Origin of the sequence: Methylobacterium sp. C25, assembly GCF_021352225.1 — a bacterium.
GTDB lineage: Bacteria > Pseudomonadota > Alphaproteobacteria > Rhizobiales > Beijerinckiaceae > Methylobacterium.
In genome coordinates this window covers 1,005,612-1,023,259 of record NZ_JAAUVI010000001.1, presented here as the reverse complement: position 1 = coordinate 1,023,259, position 17,648 = coordinate 1,005,612, and the positions used below count along the sequence as shown (strand labels likewise).

The following is a 17,648-nucleotide window of genomic DNA, read 5'->3' as shown; positions in this document are numbered from 1 at the left end:
ACGCCCATGGCCGATACCGATAGCGACCGCGCCAATGCGGACCGCGCGAAGCAGCTCGAAAACCTCGACCAGCTCTCCAAGAAATTCGGGCAGAGCCTGTCGAGCGCGCTCACCATCAACCTCAATGCCGGGCGCCAGCTCGACGGCGTGCTCGGCACGCTCGCCACCAAGCTGTCGAGCATCGCCCTGAAGGCGGCGCTGACGCCAGTCAGCAAGGGGCTGGCGAGCCTGGTGAAAGGTCTCCTCGGCAGCGCCGGGGACGCGACAACCAGCGCCTTCGCGCAGGGCGGGGTGATCGCCGCCGGCCGGGTGAGGCCGTTCGCCAGCGGCGGCATCGTCGCCGCGCCGACCTATTTCCCGATGCAGGGCGGCACCGGCCTGATGGGCGAGGCCGGCCCCGAGGCCATCCTCCCGCTCCAGCGCGGCAGCGATGGCCGCCTCGGCGTGGCCTCCGCCGGCGATCGCCCGGTCTCGGTGAACGTCAGCATCGCCACGCCCGACGCCGAAAGTTTTCGCAGGTCCGAGGCGCAGGTTGCCGCGAGCCTGGCGCGGGCCGTGGCGCGGGGCCGGCGGGCGCTGTGAGCCTCCAAACTCGCGTTTCGTTGCCTGCACGAGGAAACATCCATGCCCAGCGACTTCCACGAGGTGCGCTTCCCCCTCGACGTCGCCCTGCGCGGCAGCGGCGGGCCGAGCCGGCTCACCGAGATCGTGACGCTGGCCTCGGGCCGCGAGCACCGCAACAGCCGCTGGGCTGATTCTCGCCGACGCTACGATGCCGGGCTCGGCATCCGCACCCTGGACGCACTGCACGCCGTGCTCGGCTTCTTCGAGGAAAGGCGCGGGCGGCTCTATGGCTTCCGCTATCGCGACCGGGTCGATTTCCGCTCCGGGCCGCCGAGTGCCGCGCCCGGCCCCACCGACCAGCCCCTCAGCATGGGTGACGGCAGCACGACCGTTTTCGCCCTGGCCAAGACCTATGGCAGCGGCCCGGCGCCGTATCGCCGTGCCATCGCCAAGCCGGTCTCCGGCAGCGTCCGGATCGCGGTGAACGGCATCGAGGTGCCGCTTGCCGATTTCGTCTGCGATGCGACGACTGGGCTCGTGACCTTCGCCACCTCGTCCGTGCCCGCGCCCGGAGCCGTCGTCACCGCCGGCTATGAGTTCGACGTCCCCGTCCGCTTCGACACCGACGAGCTCGTCATCGACCTCGCCGCCTTCACCGCCGGCGAGATTCCGAAAGTGCCGTTGGTCGAGATCGTGCCGTAGCGCCGTACAGACTTCTCCTCCCACCACACCGCAGGATGAGGGGGTGATTGGGACTGCCTGCATCCTGGAGCTGCCATGCGCGACATTCCCGCCGTCCTCGCCGGGCGCCTCGCGGAGGGCGCGACGACGTTGTGCCATTGCTGGGCGCTCACCCGCCGCGACGGTGTGGCCCTCGGCTTCACGGATCACGACCGCGACATCACGATCGATGGCCTGACCTTCGCTGCCCGAACCGGCTTGGAGGCCGCCGAGGCGAGTGCCGAGCTCGGCTTCGCGGTCGGGGGCGGGGACGTCGCGGGAGCGCTCAGCTCGGCGGGCATCGCGCCAGACGACATCACAGCTGGCCTCTATGACGGCGCCAGCGTCGAGACGTGGCTGGTCGATTGGAGCGCGCCCGAGGCGCGGCTGCTGCTCGACGTCGCCACCATTGGCGAGATCCGCTGCGCCGGCACGGCCTTCGTCGCGGAGCTGCGCGGCCTGATGCAAGCGCTCGACGTGGAGCAGGGGCGCCTCTACCGGGCCACCTGCGATGCCGAACTCGGCGAAACCCGCTGCGGCATCGACCTCGGCGATCCGCGCTGGCGGACGAGCGGAGCGCTGCTCGGCATGGCGGGTCCGAGCCGTTTCACCGTCACGCTCGATGGGGGCTTCGTAGACGGCTGGTTCGCGGGCGGCCGGCTCCGCTGGACCTCCGGCGCGAATACCGGGCTCGATGCGGATGTTCGCGCGCAAGCCGCCTCAGGCGACGCGATCACCCTCGACCTCTGGCAGCCACCGGCCCGCGCCGTCGTGCCGGGCGATGGCTTCAGCCTCACGGCCGGCTGCGACAAACGCTTCTCGACCTGCCGCCAGAAGTTCGCCAACGCCCTGAACTTCCAGGGCTTCCCGCACATGCCCGGGAACGACTTCGTCATCCGCCCGGCGCCCGGATCGAGCACCGCGCTCGATGGCGGCAGCCTGTTTCGGTGAGGCTCCAGACCCTCCCCTCTGCGGGGGAGGGTGCCTGCGGAGCAGGCGGGAGAGGGGCCGGCTCAGGTCTCTCCGGAACTGGCGCTCCCCTCTCCCGACCCGCTCCGCGGGCCACCCTCTCCCGCAGAGGGGAGAGGGCTTTTCGCGCGCATGATCGAGACAACTCCATGCCATCACCCGACCTTCCCCGCGCCCTCGTCGCCGAGGCCCGCGCCTGGATCGGCACACCCTACCGTCACCAGGCCTCGCTCCAGCAGGTCGGCTGCGATTGCCTCGGCCTGCTGCGCGGAGTCTGGCGCGGGGTGCTCGGGCCGGAGCCGGAGGCGCCCCCGCCCTATGCGGCGAGCTGGGCCGAGTCGGCGCCCGGTGGGGCTGATCCGCTGGTGGAGGCGGCGCGGCGGCATCTCGTGCCGGTGGAGACCGGCGAGCCCATGGCCGGTGACGTCCTGCTTTTCGCGTTTCGCGCGCATCTGCCGGCCCGGCACTGCGCCGTCGCCACGGGCGAGGGCACGATGATCCACGCGCATGACGGCGCGGCCGTCACCGAGGTGGCGCTGACGCCCTGGTGGCGGCGGCACCTCGCGCATGTGTTCCGCTTCCCCAGAGCGCCGTCGAGCGACCTGGCCGCCGGTTCGCTCGAAGACGGCGCGATCGCTTAGGAGACTTCGCCATGGCGACCCTGATCCTCGGCACGGTCGGCGGCGTGGTCGGCACGGCCCTCGGTGGGCCGATCGGCTCGGCCGTGGGCAAGGTCCTCGGCGCGGCCGGGGGATCGCTCATCGACGGCGCGCTGCTTGGCGGCGGCACACGATACGTCGAAGGCCCACGCCTCAACGACGTCGCCGGGCTGACCTCGACCGAGGGCGAGCCGATCCCGCGCGTCTATGGCCGCGCGCGACTCGGCGGCACGCTGATCTGGGCGACGCGGCCGCTCGAGGTGGCGAACACCACCGTCCAGCGCTCCTCATCCGGCACGAAGGGCAGCGGCCAGAAGACCGTCACGACGAGCTACGCCTACTTCGCCAACATCGCCGTCGGGATCTGCGCCGGCGAGATCGCCTTCATCCGCCGTGTCTGGGCCGATGGCAGCGAGATCGATCTCACCACGCTGACCATGCGCGTGCATACCGGCCGCGCCGACCAGGAGCCGGACCCGCTCATCGTTGCCAAGGAGGGGGCGGAAAACGCGCCGGCCTATCGCGGGCTCGCCTACGTCGTGTTCGAGCGGCTGGCGCTCGCCGATTTCGGCAACCGCGTCCCGCAGCTCGCCTTCGAGGTGATCCGGCCGGTCGACGGCATCGCGGGGCACATCAGGGCGGTCTGCCTGATCCCGGGCTCGACGGAGTTCGGGCTCGATCCGACCCCGGTCAGCATCGACGCCGATCTCGGCGCGACACGGCCGGCCAACCGCTTCCAGCTCCAGGGCGCCAGCGACGTGCTGGCCTCCCTCGATGCCCTCCAGGCGCTGTGCCCGAACCTGAAACGGGTGTCGGTGGTGGTGAGCTGGTTCGGCAGCGACCTGCGTGCCGGACACTGCACCATCGCCCCGCGGGTCGACAGCCTGACCAAGACGACGACGGGCGACAGCTGGAGCGTCGCCGGCCTGACCCGGCTCACGGCCGACAGAGTCTCGCTCGTCGATGGTAACCCGGTCTATGGCGGCACGCCGTCCGATGCCGGACTGGTGCGGCTCGTGGCCGAGCTGAACCGGCGTGGCCTCGGCGTCGTGCTCTATCCGTTCGTGATGATGGACGTGCCGGCCGAGAGCGGCCTGCCCAATCCCTATCGCCCCGGCGAGAGCCAGCCGGCCTATCCCTGGCGTGGCCGCATCACCTGCGACCCTGCCCCCGGCCTGCCCGGCTCGCCGGACGGCACGGCTGAGGCCGCAAGCCAGGTTGCGGCCTTCTTCGAGGGCCATCGCCGGCTGGTGCTGCACTACGCCACCCTGCTGCGCGACAGCGGCCTCGCCGGGCTCATCATCGGCAGCGAGTTGCCGGGCCTCACCCGTGTGCGCGATGCCGATGGCGGTTATCCGGCGGTCGAGGCGCTTCGTGTTCTCGCCGGGGATGCCCGTGCCGTCCTCGGGGCGTCAGTTAAGCTGGTCTACGCGGCCGACTGGACCGAGTACGGCGCCCATGTCCGCGACGGCGGCGCGACGATCCGGTTTCCGCTCGACGCGCTCTTCGCCGATCCGGCCATCGACGCGGTTGGCATCGACTACTACCCGCCCCTCTCCGACTGGCGCGACGGCGACGGGCACGCCGACGCGGCGCTCTGCCCCTCAATCTACGACCGCGCCTACCTGACGAGCCGCCTCGGCGCAGGCGAGGCCTTCGACTGGTACTATGCGAGCGAGGCCGACCGCGCCGCGCAGACCCGCACGCCGATCACCGAGGGCACCTACCAAAAACCCTGGATCTACCGAGCGAAGGACCTCGTCGCCTGGTGGTCGAACCCTCACATCGAGCGCGACGGCGGGGTCGAGACGCGGGCCACCGCCTGGGTGCCGGGCTCAAAGCCGATCTGGCTCACCGAGATCGGTGTGGCATCCGTCGACCGCAGCACCAACGGCCCCAATGCCTTCCCCGACCCGAAATCCTCGGAGAACTCGCTGCCACCCTGCTCACGCGGCACCCGCGACGAGCTGATCCAGGCGCGCGGCCTTGAGGCGATCCTGTCGCGGTTCGACCCGACGGCCGACGGTTTCGAGCCGGCTCACAATCCGGTACTTTCCAAGACCGGCCTGCGCATGGTCGATCCGGACGGCGTCTTCGTCTGGTGCTGGGATGCGCGGCCCTTCCCCGCCTTTCCGACCTTCGACACGGTCTGGTCCGATGCCGACAACTGGGCGCTCGGTCACTGGATCACAGGACGGAGCGAGGGCCAGGAGCTCGACCGGCTGATCGGGACCATCCTGTCCGAGTTCGGGATTGCTGCGCCGACGGCCATCGCGGCGGACGGTTTCGTCGACGGCTTCGTGATCGACCGGCCGCTCTCGGCACGCGGCGTGCTCGAAAGCCTCTGTCAGCTCTTCGGCCTCGACGTCTCGGTCGCTGCGGGGCGGCTGTTGATCCGCGGGGCGCAGGCGGCCCATCCCGTCGTCCTCTCGGCCGCCGATCTCGTCGAGCCCAGCGATGGAAGCGCTCCGTTGAGCAGCACCCGCGCCGAGGACGGCGCCCTGCCCCGCAGCCTGGAGGTTGGCTTCAGCGATGGCGAGAGCGACGAATACCGCCGTGCCACCGCGGCCGCGCTTCGGCCGTGCGGCACGCGGCGGGGCGACACCCGGATCGAAGCGGCCATCGTCTCCCGGCGCGGCGCCGCGCAGGGCCTCGCGGAGAATGCCCTCGATGCGGTACTGGCCGCCCGCGAGACCGCCAGCTTTTCGGTGAGTCCGCGCCGCCTGGATCTGGAGCCGGGCGACCGACTGATCCTGCCCGATGGCAGGCTTCACCGCATCACGCGCATCAGCGACAGCCCCGTGGGGCGAGCGGTCGAGACGGCGGGTGCGCCAGCGGTGACGGCGGATGGCGGGAGCGCTGCGACGAGTGAGACCCGCTCGCGCGCGGGACCGCCATCCCTGCCCGGTCCGCCCTTTGCGCTCGCCCTCGACCTGCCCGTCACCCGCGGCGACCCGGTGCCGTTGCAATACCTCGCCGTCGCCGCCGATCCGTGGCCCGGTCTGATGGCCGTGTGTCGCGCATCGGGCGCGGGCGCACCACTCGCCGTGCGGCGTCTCGTCGAGCATCCGGCCTGCCTCGGGCGCACGCTCTCGCCCTTGCCGCCCGGTCCGCTCTGGCGCTTCGACAGGGCCGCGCGCCTCGACGTCACCCTGCGCCATGCCGAGGGCTTCGCCTCGGTGGACGAGGGCGCGGCGCTCGCCGGCGCGAACACCTTCGCCCTGCTCGGCCCCGATGGCACGATCGAGATCGTTTCCGCTGCCGGCGCCGAGCTGATCGGCGCCGACACCTACCGCCTGACGACGCTTCTGCGCGGGCTCGCAGGCAGCGAGGCTGCGGCATCACGCATGCTGCCAGCCGGCGCGCTGATCGTGCGCCTCGACGACGGCGCCGTGGTGCCCTTGGTCGACTACCTCGACGAGGCCGGCCGAACCTTCGCCTATCGCGTCGGCCCCGCCGACCGCGACCCTGGCGATCCGGCCGTGATCGGCTTTTCCGCGAGCGCCGGGCTCTCCGCCTTCCTGCCGCTGCGCCCGGTTCACCTGCGGGCACGGCGCGAGGCCGATGGCGTGCGCTTCACCTGGATCCGCCGGGCGCGGCGCGACGCCGATGCCTGGGAGCCGGCCGAGATCCCGCTCGACGAGGCGAGCGAGTCCTACGCGCTCGACATCTTTCGGGATGACGGCAGCCTTGCCCGCTCGCTCAGCGCCGGAACGTCGACCACGCTCTATTCGGCCGCTGACGAAGCCGACGATTTCGGCGGCGTCCAGACAATCATCGAGGCGGCCGTCGCTCAGATCGGCGGCATTGCCGGGCGCGGCCCCGCGACCCATGCGCGCGTGCCGGTCCGCGGAGCCTGAAACCACCGCTCATTCTACCACACACACGGAGCCCCTCCGATGGCGGACACCACGCCCCGTCTTAGCTTGCCGCTGCTCGCGGCGGCCCAGGCGCAGAAGCACGTCACGCACAACGAGGCGCTCGCTGCCCTCGATGCGCTCGTGCAACTCGCCTGCCTCGACAAGGATCTGTCGGTCCCGCCAGCCGATCCGGCTGAGGGGGATCGCTATCTCATCGCCGCGGCGAGCCCGACGGGGGCCTGGGCCGGACTCTCGGGCCAGGTCGTGCGCTACGAGGACGGCATCTGGGTCGGTGCCGCGCCCCGGCCAGGCTGGCTCGCCTATCTGGTCGACGAGGCCGATCTCTACGTCTTCTCCGGCACCGCCTGGAGCAGCCTCAGGGTCAGCCTGTCCGCGATCGAGAGCCTCGCTCGGCTCGGCATCGGAACGAGCCCCGACGCGACGAACCGCTTCGCGGTGAAATCCGACGCCGCTCTCTTTTCCTGGGACGACGCGACGCCGGGCTCCGGCCATCTCCGTCTCGCGCTGAACAAGCAGGCGGCTGCCAGGGATGCCGCGCTGGCCTTCCAGACCGGGTTCTCGACGCGGGCGCTCTTCGGCACCCTCGGCTCGGACGATGTCGTCCTGAAGGTTTCACCCGACGGGGCGAGTTTCCTGACGGCACTCTCGGCTTCCGCCGCGACCGGGCATCTGACCCTGACGCGGATCGACGCTCCGCTCGAGGTGAGCGCCAATGCAGGGACGCTGCCGGACGCCCCGACGCAGACCGTCCTGCGCGTCACCGGTGCCGACGGGCAGCCGGCCCGGCTCACGCTTGACGGCTTTGGCGCGAGTGGAGCGGTTGCTTTCCGGGCAGCCGGTGGGACGGCGGTCGAGCCGTCCGCTTTGGCGAGCGGGGCGATGCTCGGCCAGATCGCGGCCTTTGGCCGGGGCGCCACCGGCTATGGCGGGGCTGCGCGGGCCGAGCTGTCGTTCCTCGCGGCAGAGGCCTGGACGGATGGCGCTCAGGGCACGCGGGCCGCGGTTCGGACGACGCCGGCCGGCTCCACGGCCAGCGCAGAAGTCTTTTCCGTCGAGGCCAACGGCGCGGTGAGGCTGGCGCCTCTCGCCTCGGCCCCGTCCACCGGTCTCGCCCTCGGCCAGATCTATGCCGACAGCACCGCCACGGCCCTGAAATGGCATACCGGCACGGCCTGGATGCGGATCAACAACTTCGCCAAGTTCGCCGCCGCGACCAATTTCGACAATTATATCCCGGCCGCCGCCTGGACCAAGATCCAGTTCAACAGCGCCGACAGCAATGACCAGGGCGCCTTCTCGGCCGGAAGCAATTGCTTCGTGGTCCCGGAGGCCGGGCTCTACGGATTCGACGCTGCTCTGGCCTTCAAGGCCAATGGCAGCAATGCGCCGATCGCTTTCGAGGCTCAGTTCTATCGGAACGGTGCTGCTGCAGGCAGGGGACGTGCCGCGGCGACCGGTACGCTCGTCGACGGTGTCACCACACTCGGCCTGTCCTCGGCCCTGAAGCTAACCGCCGGCGATACGGTCGAGGTCTTCGTCCGCTTCACGGGCGCGGATGGATACGTCGCGGCGAGCGATTCCCTCTTCGCCGGCCGCCAGATGGCGTGAGCCTTCCGCGGCCTCAGCCGATCCAGCGCAGGCCCACCAGCATGCACAGCATCAGGCAGAGGCTGGCCACGATTACAGCCACGGCGGCATCGAGCGACCAGACGGCGCGGTCCCACCGCTTGTCCTCAGGCGTCATCGGCTTCCTCCCGATCAAGCCACCTGCGTAACCCGCTCGTGTTGCCCGAAGATTTCGGAAGTCTTTTTCCGCTCTCGCAATTCCCTCGACATCACGGAGACTGAGCATGACCGCATCCGCGATCATGACGCCGCTCGGCATCGCGGTGCTGAAGGCGCGCGAAGGCGTGCGGCTGAAGGCCTATCGCGACAGCGTCGGCGTGCCGACCATCGGCTACGGACATACGAAGGGGGTCAGGCTCGGCCAGAGCATCACGCAGGCGCAAGCCGATGCCTTCTTCCTCGACGATCTCGCCTCGCACGCGCTGCCAATCCTGTCCTGCATCACCGTCCCGATCGCCGATCACGAGCGGGACGCGCTGATCTCCATCGCCTTCAACATCGGCGTCGATGCCTTTCGCAGGTCGAGCTTCCTGCGCCTGCTCAATGTCGGCGACCGTGAGGGCTGCGCCGCGGCGATCCTCGCCTGGAGGAAGCCACCGGAGATCCTGTCGCGCCGGCAGGCCGAGCAGGACCAGTTCCGCACGTCCTACGCCACCGCGCCGCCGAAGGCGCGCCGGACCGACCCGCGCCCCATCGCGCTGCCGGCCGCAGCCGCATCGCGCCCGCCGCCGAGCCTGCTCGCCCGTCTCTGGCAACGCCTGAGCGCCTGAACCCTCGCTTTCACCCCGAGGAGATCACCATGACCAGAACCGCGTCCGCTTTCGGCCTCGCCGCCGCCCTGCTCGCCGCCGGCTGCCTAGCGGCCTCTGCCGCCGACACGGATGTCACCGTGCATTGGGGCGACGCCGTCACCACCGGGGCGCAGGCGCTCGGCGCCGTCTTGATCCCACTGGCCGTGACCGCGGCGAGCGCCGCTGCGGCGCGGATGGCCGGGCCCTTGCGCTTCCTCGTCACAACCGCGCTGGTCGAAAGACTGGTCCGCAACGCCGCCGACTACGCCATGAACGCCGTTTCGGGGGCCGTACGCGGCAAGTCTCTGACCATCCCGGTCGGATCGGCGGTGATCGCGCAGGCGGTTCAACGGGCGCTCGATCAGGCCCCGGCCTGGCTCATCGAGGCAGCCGGTGGCCCCACCGGGATCGCCGAAAAGATCTTCCGCAACCTGCCGCTGGAGGCGGCGGCCAATGCCGGCAACACGTTGGTGCCCGGCCTCGATGCCGTCCTCAACCGCCGAACCGCCATCTGACAAACCCCGGAGGCCGCCATGGACGCTATCGCCCTGGAGGCCGTCCGCCTGCTGTTCAGCGCCGGCGGCACCGGCTGGATCGTCGCGGTGCTGCTCGGGCTGGCCTGCCTTCACCTGCACCGCGAGAACCTGCGGGCGCTGGAGGCCCGGATCGAGGAGACCGGCACCACAGCGACGGCCCTGGAACGAGCCTCGCAGACCAACGCCGCCGTCGCGGCCGCCCTGGAAAGCCGCACGCGCGTGCTCGAGGATCTCACCCGCCTCTCCAGCGAGATCGCCCGCGGCGTCGATCGCAGTGACGAGCGCTCGCGGGAAAAGTTCGACGAGATTCTGCGTCGAATCAACGAGATACGGCTCGTCGGCAAGGCCTGACCGCACGCAGTCCCAACCGGAAGATCCTCGACATGCCCCTGTCCTTCGCGAATCCGCGTTCAAGCGCATCGGAGCGCGGACGCGGCCGCACGCGGACGAGGGGCGCGGCGGCGATCATCCGCTTGCATGCGGCGCGGAGCACCTTCGACCTCTCGGTCCAGACGCTGCGAAAGGCCGCGCTCGACCATGTCGACCTGCAGGATCTCGCGAGCATCGCGCTCAGGGCAAATCTCACCCGCCTCGCCGAGCGCCTCGGCGCGGATGCCTGACCGCCCGGCTCGGACGAGGCGGGGCGCGACGGCCCGCCTCATGGAACCGATGCGAGTGCCCGACCTTATGTTCAGTCTCGCGCCAGGCCCCCAACGCTCGGCGCCGGCCATTTGGCGCAACTGGATGCAACACCCCCCAACACGGCCTGCACAAGCCATTCAGCACGTATTCAGTGCCTCGGCTCGACAAGGAGCCACCATGCATCACGCGCTCGCCCTGCTGCTTGCCGTCTCAGCCGTCGCGGTGATCGCGACGGGCGCCGTCGGCACGTTCGCCGAGGAGTCCGAGGAACCGGCCCCCGCCAAGGCTCAGCCGGTTGCCCGGATCGAGAGCTGCCTGTCGCCTGCCGACATGCGCGAATCCGTGGCCGAGAAGCGGGTGATCGCGCCGTTTGCAGCGATCCGCGCTGCCCGAAACGTCTATCCTCGCGCCGAGATTCAGCGCGCCAGCCTGTGCAAGCAGGAGGCCGGGCTCGTCTACGTGCTCACGGCGTTGCGGCGCGACGGCCGGTTCGTGCAGGTGATGGTGGACGCCCAGTCCGGGCAAGTGCATGGACAATAGCGTGAGTGTGCCGCGATCGCTGCGGCGCCAAACGAGGGGTCACTGAGGTGCGTCTGCTCGTCGTCGAGGACGACCGGGATATCAACCGGCAGGTGGTGAAGGCGCTGGAGGAGGCGGGCTACGTCGCCGACACGGCCTTCGACGGCGAGGAGGGCGGCTTCCTCGGCGAGAGCGAACCCTACGACGCCATCATCCTCGACATGGGCCTACCCAAGACAGACGGCGTCACCGTGCTCCAGAACTGGCGCCGGAACGGAGTGAAAACCCCCGTCATCATCCTCACCGCCCGCGACCGCTGGTCGGACAAGGTCGACGGCTTCGATGCCGGCGCAGACGACTACGTCACCAAGCCCTTCCACATGGAGGAGCTGATGGCACGGGTGCGCGCCATCCTGCGCCGCGCCGCCGGCCATGCCACCTCACAGATCTCCTGCGGCCCCGTGGTGCTCGACACCCGTTCCGGCCGCGTCTTCGTCGACGGCAACCCGGTGAAGCTGACGAGCCACGAATACCGGCTGCTCTCCTACCTGATGCACCATACCGGCCGCGTGGTCTCGCGCGCCGAGCTGACCGAGCATCTCTACGACCAGGATTTCGACCGCGATTCCAACACGATCGAGGTCTTCGTCGGGCGGCTCAGGAAGAAGCTCGCGGTGGATCTGATCCAGACCGTGCGCGGGCTCGGCTACCTGATCGATGGGGCGCAGACGAAAGGGCAGGGGTGACGTCGTCCGCCAGCGCGTCGTGCGCGACCGGCTCCTGACATCATGACCGACCGCTTCTCCTGGCTGCCCATGCGCCGCCGCTCGATCGGCGTGCGCCTCGCGGTCTCGGCGCTGCTGTCGAGCGCGGCGATCCTGGTCATCGCCGCCTGGATCCTCACAACGCTCTACCGCGAGAACACCGAGCGCAGCTTCGACAGTCGGTTGCTGGTCTATGCCAACAACCTCGCCACCGATCTCGTCAGCCCCGATCCGGAGGCGCGCTCCTTCGCGCTCGGCGATCCGCGCTTCGACCTGCCACTCTCGGGCTGGTACTGGCAGGTCGGCCATCCGGATGCGAAGCCGCGCGACCTGCGCCAGTCCCGCTCTCTCGTCGGCGTGCCGCTGAAGGGCCCCGACAAGGCCGGCGCCGCGACGATCGGCCAGATCCGCCAGGGCTATGGCCACGGCCAGGACGACCGGCTGTTGCGCATCGTCGAGCGCGACGTCGATGTCGGCCAGGATGGGCGCTACACCGTCCGCGTCGCCGGCCCCGCCGATGAGATCGTCAACGATGTCGACCGATTCCGCTTCTCACTCTCCGTGACCTTCGGCCTGCTCGGCCTGTCGCTGGCGCTGACGGCCCTCCTGCAGATCCGATTCGGCCTTGCGCCCTTGAAGCGGCTGCGCGCGGCGCTCGGTGCCATCCGCCGTGGCGAGGCCGACCACATCCCGGGCGAATATCCCCACGACATCGCCCCGCTCGCCAGCGAGACGAACCTGCTCATCGATACCAACCGCGAGATCCTGGAGCGTGCGCGCACCCAGGTCGGCAACCTCGCGCACGCGCTGAAGACGCCGCTCTCGATCATCGTCAACGAGGTCGGATCGAGCGACGCGCCGCCGGAGCTGGCCGAAAAGATCCGCGAGCAGGCCGCGGTGATGCGCGATCAGGTGAATTACCACCTCGACCGGGCGCGCGCCGCTGCGCTCGCCGGCACGCTCGGCACCTCCACCGAGATCGAGCCAGCGCTGGCCGGCCTCGTGCGCACCTTCGGAAAGATCTATCGCGACAAGGACATCGCCTACGAGGTGCGCGTTCCGCCGGGCCTGCGCTTCCGCGGCGAGAAGCAGGATTTCGAGGAGATGGTCGGCAACCTCGTCGACAACGCCTCGAAATGGGCGAACGGGCGCGTCGCCATCGCGGCCGCCCCCGTCGCCGAGCAGGATTTCGCCCGGCTGCTGATCACCATCGAGGATGATGGCCCTGGCCTGCCCGAGGAGGACCGCGCGGCCGTGCTCGCCCGCGGGCGGCGACTCGACGAGAGCAAGCCGGGCTCCGGCCTCGGCCTGTCGATCGTCGCCGACCTCGCCGCCCTCTATCGCGGGCGCTTTCGTCTGGAGGCCGCGGCGCTCGGGGGGCTGCGCGCGGTGCTCGAGGTGCCGGGGGACGCGCCGATGGGCGCTGCCCAGCGTTAGTCGGTCGCCGTTACGATCGTACGGAGCTGTGCTAAGCCGCCTAGCGCGGCACGAACGGGTTCGCGCGTCTTCACGACATCATCCTGCGACGGGCTACGCCGCCCTCGGGGATGATGCATCGGCAAGCGGTGCGTCACAGCCTTTCCGTGGGACGCCAAGAAAGGCTTTTTAGGGTCGAATGACGGCGATCTGGTTCATCCTGGCGATCATGACGGGTTCGGCCGTGTTCGCCTTGCTGTGGCCGCTGGCCCGTCGGCCCAAGGCCGAGCAGGACAGCGCGGCGGAGGCCGGGCTCGCCACCGAGACCACGTTCTACGAGGACCAGCTCGCCGAGATCGAGCGCGATCTCGGTCGTGGCCTGATCGGCCCATCCGAGGCGGAGGCCGCCCGCACCGAGGCCGCCCGCCGCCTGCTGCGCGCGAGCCGTGAAGGCCGCACGGAGGAGGCCAGCCCGATCGCCGAGCCGCATCTGCGCCAGCGCCGCGCGGCTTCCGCCTTCGCCCTCTCCACCGTCCCGCTGGTGGCACTGGTCGTCTACGGGCTCTACGGCTCCCCGAACCTTCCCTCGCAGACCGAAGCCGACCGCAAGGTCGTCCAGCAGGGGGGCGAGGGCGTTATGAAGGCGATCGCCCAGGTCGAGGCGAAGCTCGCCAGCAACCCGAACGACGCCCGCGGCTGGGCTGTCATCGCCCCGGTCTACATGCGCATCGGCCGTTTCGACGATGCCGCCCGCGCCTACGAGCAGGTGCTTCGCCTCCAGGGTGAAGATCCCGAGCGGCTCTCGAACTGGGGCGAGGCGCTGGTCGCGGCGGGCGAGGGCGCCGTGTCGCCGCACGCGCGCAAGCTGTTCGAGCGCGCCCTCGTACTCGACGCGAAGTCAGCCAAGCCGCAATTCTACCTGGCGCGGGCGGACGAACTCGCCGGCAATCCGGGCGGTGCTGCCACGCGCCTCGAAGCCCTCGCCGCACAGGGCCCCCAGGACGCTCCCTGGATGGGCCTCGTGCGTCAGAATCTCGCTCGCCTGAAAGGGGAGGCGCCGCCCACCGAGCCCTCTAAGGCCGAGGCGGATGCCAAGGCCGCGAGCCCGAAACCCGACGAGTCCAAATCTGATGCGGCCAAATCTGATGCGGCCAAGCCTGCCCAGAGCCCGGCCGCCGGCCTGCAATCCCTGCCGCCGAGCGAGCGCATCGCCGCGATCCGCGGGATGGTCGAGGGCCTCGACCGGCGTCTGAGCCAGCATGGCGGCAGCGCCGAGGATTGGGTGAAGCTCGTGCGCTCCTACGGTGTCCTCGGCGAGCGCGACAAGGCGCGTGACGCCCTGGCACGCGGCCGCACCGCCCTCGCCGACGATGCGGAAGGCCGCGGCCGGCTCGAGGCCGAAGCCAAAGATCTCGATCTCGCCGAGCCGGGGCGGCAGGGTGATGCCGGCTCCGCCGCCAAGCCGGCTCAGGCGGTCCCCGCACCGAAACCCGATGCGGCTGCCCCGGCCATGATGCCCTCGGGTGCTCCCACGACCGACGCACCGGCGAGCGGTTCGACCGCCGCCATCCAAGCAATGCCGCCGGCCGAGCGCGAGAAGGCGATCCGCGGCATGGTGGCCGGGCTCGACCGGCGTCTTTCCGCCAAAGGCGGCAGCGCCGACGAATGGATGCGGCTGGTGCGCTCCTACAGCGCCCTCGGCGACCGCCAGGCCGCGGCCAGTGCGCTCGACAGAGCGCGCATGGCGCTCGGCGCCGACAGGAGCGCGATCGAGCGCCTCGACGGCCTTGCGCGCGATCTCAGCCTCAAGACCGCCGCCGTCGGGCGCTGAGGAAGGCGCCCTCCCCCCTGACAATAGGTCCCGGCGCGAAACCTTGACCCGGCGGCGTGGGCGTCGGAAACCGGACCCAACACTTTAGAACGACGCCAAGGCCCGCGCGCTCGCTGCGCCCCGCCGGCGCCCTGGGACGAAACACGTGACCCGCAAGAGCCGCCGCCTGACCCTGATCGCCGCCTGTGGCGCCGTGCTCGCCGTCGCGGTCGGCCTGATCCTCTGGCAGATGAGCGGCTCGATCGTCTTCTTCCGCTCGCCGGCAGAAGTCGCCGCGCAGGGTGTCGCGCCGGGCGTGCGCTTTCGGCTTGGTGGACTCGTGCTCGACGGCTCGCTGAAGCGCGGCCCCGACCAGACCGTCGACTTCTCGGTGACCGACACCAAGGGCACCATCCCCGTGCACTACAAGGGCCTGCTGCCCGACCTGTTCCGCGAAGGGCAGGGCGTCGTCACGGAGGGCATGCTCGATGCCGGCGGCACCTTCCGCGCCGATACGGTGCTCGCCAAGCACGACGAATCCTACATGCCGCGCGAGGTCGCCGACGCCCTGAAAGCGCAAGGCCGCTGGCAGGAGGGGAAGGACGGCAAGCCTGTACCTAAGGCCGAAGGGTCCGAGACCTCCCTCGGCAAGCGCAGCGAGCGGTGAGGTCCGATGATCGTTGAAGTCGGCCATTTCGCCCTCGCGCTGGCGCTGGCGCTCTCCGTGATCCAGATGGCGATGCCGATCTGGGCGGCATATTCCGGCGACGAGGCCCTGCGCGAGACCACCGTGCCGGCAGCGCTCGGCGTCTTCGCCTGCATCCTGTTCGCGTTCGGGGCGCTGACCTACGCGCACGTCATGTCCGACTTCTCGGTCAAGAACGTCGTCGAGAACTCGCACACGCTGAAGCCGCTGATCTACAAGTTCTCCGGCGTCTGGGGGAACCACGAGGGCTCGATGCTCCTCTGGGTGCTGATCCTGTCGCTGTTCGGCGCCATGGTCGCGGTGGCGAAGAACTCGGTGCCGCCAGTGCTGCGCACCAACACGCTCGCCGTCCAGGCGCTGATCACCTTCGTCTTCGTGCTGTTCATCATCACGACCTCGAACCCGTTCGACCGCGTCGCTCCGGCTCCGCTCGAGGGCAACGACCTCAATCCGCTGCTGCAGGATTTCGGCCTCGCGGTGCATCCGCCGCTACTCTATCTCGGCTATGTCGGCTTCTCGATCACCTTCGCCTTCGCTGCCGCCGCGCTGATCGACGGACGCATCGACGCCGTCTGGGCCCGTGCCGTGCGACCCTGGACGCTTACCGCCTGGGTCTTCCTGACACTCGGCATCGCGATGGGCTCCTACTGGGCCTATTACGAACTCGGCTGGGGCGGCTGGTGGTTCTGGGACCCGGTCGAGAACGCCTCGCTGATGCCCTGGATCGCCGGCACGGCCCTGCTTCACTCCACCGTGGTCATGGAGAAGCGCGACGCGCTGAAGGTCTGGACCGTGCTGCTTGCGGTGCTGACCTTCTCGCTCTCCCTGATGGGGACCTTCATCGTGCGCTCGGGGCTGCTGACCTCGGTACACACCTTTGCCTCGGACCCGACCCGCGGCGTGTTCATCCTGGCGATCCTGGTCCTGTTCATCGGCGGCTCGCTGACGCTCTTCGCCTGGCGCGCGCCGATGCTACGCCAGGGCGGCCTGTTCGCGCCGATCTCGCGCGAGGGCGCGCTGGTTCTGAACAACCTGTTCCTGGTCGCTGCCTGCGCGACGGTGCTCGTGGGCACGCTCTACCCACTGCTGCTGGAGATGCTGACGGCCCAGAAAATCTCGGTGGGGCCGCCCTTCTTCAACTGGACCTTCGTGCCGCTGGCGATCCCGCTCCTGCTGATCGTGCCCTTCGGCCAGTCGCTCGCCTGGAAGCGCGGCGATCTCGCCGCCGCCGCGCAACGTCTCTTCGCGGCCTTCGCCATCGCCTTCGTCGTCGCGATCGGCACGGCGGCGTTGACCTGGGGCGGTCCTGTCATGGCGCCGGTCGCCATCGGGCTCGGCGCCTACCTCATCATCGGCTCCGTGCTGGAAGTTTTTTCCCGCGCCCGCGGCTACGGCAACAGCCGCGCCCGCGACTTGAGCACGATCGGCCGGCGCGCCGCCGGCCTGCCGCGGTCGGCCTGGGGCACGGCCATCGCCCATGCCGGCGTCGGCGTGTTGGTGATCGGCATCGCCGCCCAGAGCTGGGCAGTGGAAGGCCTCGCTACGCTGAAACCCGGCGGCACGCTGGCCGTCGGCCCTTATGTCGCGACGCTCGACAAGGTCGGCCCGCAGACCGGCGAGAACTACGAGGAAACGGCCGCTTTCCTGACGCTCCGGACGGCCTCCGGCGACATGGTCGGGCCGGTCGAGACGGGCAAGCGCTTCTACCCCTCGCGAAAAATGTCGGTGACGGAATCCGGCCTCAAGACGATCGGCGTCAGCCAGGTCTATGCGAGCCTCGGCGAGGTCATGCCAGACGGCTCGATCGGCCTGCGTCTCTACTACAAGCCGCTGGTCCTGCTGATCTGGCTCGGTGCCGTGGTGATGGCGCTCGGCGGCGCGGTCTCCCTCACCGACCGCCGCATCCGCGTCGGCGCTCCGGCGAAGGCCAGGGCGAAGCCACCGTTGAACGCGGTACCCGCGGAATGAGGTCCTCGGCAGTGTCCCGAAGCGGGCCATCCTCTTCTGTAAAGGGGAGAGGGTTCGCTCGCGTGCTCGCCCTCGCA

At 70.2% G+C, this 17,648-nt stretch carries 17 protein-coding genes; 16 read left to right on the top strand and 1 reads right to left on the bottom strand.

From position 1 onward, the window contains the following. Window positions 1–6: 6 nt before the first annotated feature. The 6 genes from HCU64_RS04910 (at window position 7) to HCU64_RS04885 (ending at window position 8,401) form a co-directional block, all read left to right on the top strand. Window positions 7–582, top strand: coding sequence for a phage tail tape measure protein (locus tag HCU64_RS04910; protein ID WP_233382623.1), 576 nt, complete (start codon window positions 7–9; stop codon window positions 580–582). Between the two features lie 42 nt (window positions 583–624). Further along, the gene (locus HCU64_RS04905; RefSeq protein WP_233382622.1) at window positions 625–1,266 is read left to right on the top strand and encodes a DUF2460 domain-containing protein; all 642 of its coding nucleotides are present in this window, start codon (window positions 625–627) and stop codon (window positions 1,264–1,266) included. Window positions 1,267–1,341: 75 nt separating this feature from the next. Continuing rightward, window positions 1,342–2,235 carry a DUF2163 domain-containing protein gene (locus HCU64_RS04900; protein WP_233382621.1) on the top strand — a complete coding sequence of 298 codons (894 nt, stop codon included), beginning with the start codon at window positions 1,342–1,344 and terminating at the stop codon, window positions 2,233–2,235. 167 nt (window positions 2,236–2,402) lie between these two features. Further along, window positions 2,403–2,894: an NlpC/P60 family protein gene (locus tag HCU64_RS04895; protein ID WP_233382620.1), complete on the top strand. Its 492-nt coding sequence runs from the start codon at window positions 2,403–2,405 to the stop codon at window positions 2,892–2,894. Window positions 2,895–2,905: 11 nt separating this feature from the next. Beyond that, window positions 2,906–6,772 carry a baseplate multidomain protein megatron gene (locus HCU64_RS04890; RefSeq protein ID WP_233382619.1) on the top strand — a complete coding sequence of 1,289 codons (3,867 nt, stop codon included), beginning with the start codon at window positions 2,906–2,908 and terminating at the stop codon, window positions 6,770–6,772. A gap of 39 nt (window positions 6,773–6,811) precedes the next feature. After that, window positions 6,812–8,401 carry a DUF2793 domain-containing protein gene (locus tag HCU64_RS04885; RefSeq protein WP_233382618.1) on the top strand — a complete coding sequence of 530 codons (1,590 nt, stop codon included), beginning with the start codon at window positions 6,812–6,814 and terminating at the stop codon, window positions 8,399–8,401. Window positions 8,402–8,414: 13 nt separating this feature from the next. Here the strand turns inward: HCU64_RS04885 and HCU64_RS25205 are convergent, their stop codons facing one another. Next, window positions 8,415–8,537 carry a hypothetical protein gene (locus HCU64_RS25205; RefSeq protein ID WP_267922121.1) on the bottom strand — a complete coding sequence of 41 codons (123 nt, stop codon included), beginning with the start codon at window positions 8,535–8,537 and terminating at the stop codon, window positions 8,415–8,417. A gap of 106 nt (window positions 8,538–8,643) precedes the next feature. Here HCU64_RS25205 and HCU64_RS04880 point away from each other — a divergent pair, with 106 nt between their 5' ends. The 10 genes from HCU64_RS04880 (at window position 8,644) to HCU64_RS04835 (ending at window position 17,571) form a co-directional block, all read left to right on the top strand. Continuing rightward, a complete protein-coding gene (locus HCU64_RS04880; protein ID WP_233382617.1) occupies window positions 8,644–9,189 on the top strand; it encodes a lysozyme in 546 nt (181 codons plus the stop codon). Between the two features lie 29 nt (window positions 9,190–9,218). Continuing rightward, window positions 9,219–9,725, top strand: a complete 507-nt coding sequence (locus tag HCU64_RS04875; RefSeq protein ID WP_233382616.1) for a hypothetical protein — start codon at window positions 9,219–9,221, stop codon at window positions 9,723–9,725. 18 nt (window positions 9,726–9,743) lie between these two features. Then, window positions 9,744–10,097: a hypothetical protein gene (locus tag HCU64_RS04870; RefSeq protein ID WP_233382615.1), complete on the top strand. Its 354-nt coding sequence runs from the start codon at window positions 9,744–9,746 to the stop codon at window positions 10,095–10,097. 32 nt (window positions 10,098–10,129) lie between these two features. Beyond that, complete coding sequence (locus HCU64_RS04865) at window positions 10,130–10,366, top strand: hypothetical protein (protein ID WP_233382614.1); 237 nt, start codon at window positions 10,130–10,132, stop codon at window positions 10,364–10,366. 199 nt (window positions 10,367–10,565) lie between these two features. Next, entirely contained in the window at window positions 10,566–10,928 is a 363-nt protein-coding gene (locus tag HCU64_RS04860; RefSeq protein WP_233382613.1) for a PepSY domain-containing protein, read from the top strand. 47 nt (window positions 10,929–10,975) lie between these two features. After that, complete coding sequence (locus tag HCU64_RS04855) at window positions 10,976–11,653, top strand: response regulator transcription factor (protein WP_233382612.1); 678 nt, start codon at window positions 10,976–10,978, stop codon at window positions 11,651–11,653. 42 nt (window positions 11,654–11,695) lie between these two features. Further along, window positions 11,696–13,108 (top strand): sensor histidine kinase, encoded by a 1,413-nt coding sequence (locus HCU64_RS04850; protein ID WP_233382611.1) that lies wholly within the window; start codon window positions 11,696–11,698, stop codon window positions 13,106–13,108. 178 nt (window positions 13,109–13,286) lie between these two features. Then, window positions 13,287–14,918, top strand: a complete 1,632-nt coding sequence (ccmI, locus tag HCU64_RS04845; RefSeq protein WP_233382610.1) for a c-type cytochrome biogenesis protein CcmI — start codon at window positions 13,287–13,289, stop codon at window positions 14,916–14,918. 145 nt (window positions 14,919–15,063) lie between these two features. Next, a complete protein-coding gene (gene ccmE, locus HCU64_RS04840) occupies window positions 15,064–15,564 on the top strand; it encodes a cytochrome c maturation protein CcmE (RefSeq protein WP_233382609.1) in 501 nt (166 codons plus the stop codon). A 6-nt stretch (window positions 15,565–15,570) separates the two neighbouring features. Continuing rightward, window positions 15,571–17,571, top strand: coding sequence for a heme lyase CcmF/NrfE family subunit (locus tag HCU64_RS04835; protein WP_233382608.1), 2,001 nt, complete (start codon window positions 15,571–15,573; stop codon window positions 17,569–17,571). The last annotated feature ends 77 nt before the right edge of the window (window positions 17,572–17,648 follow it).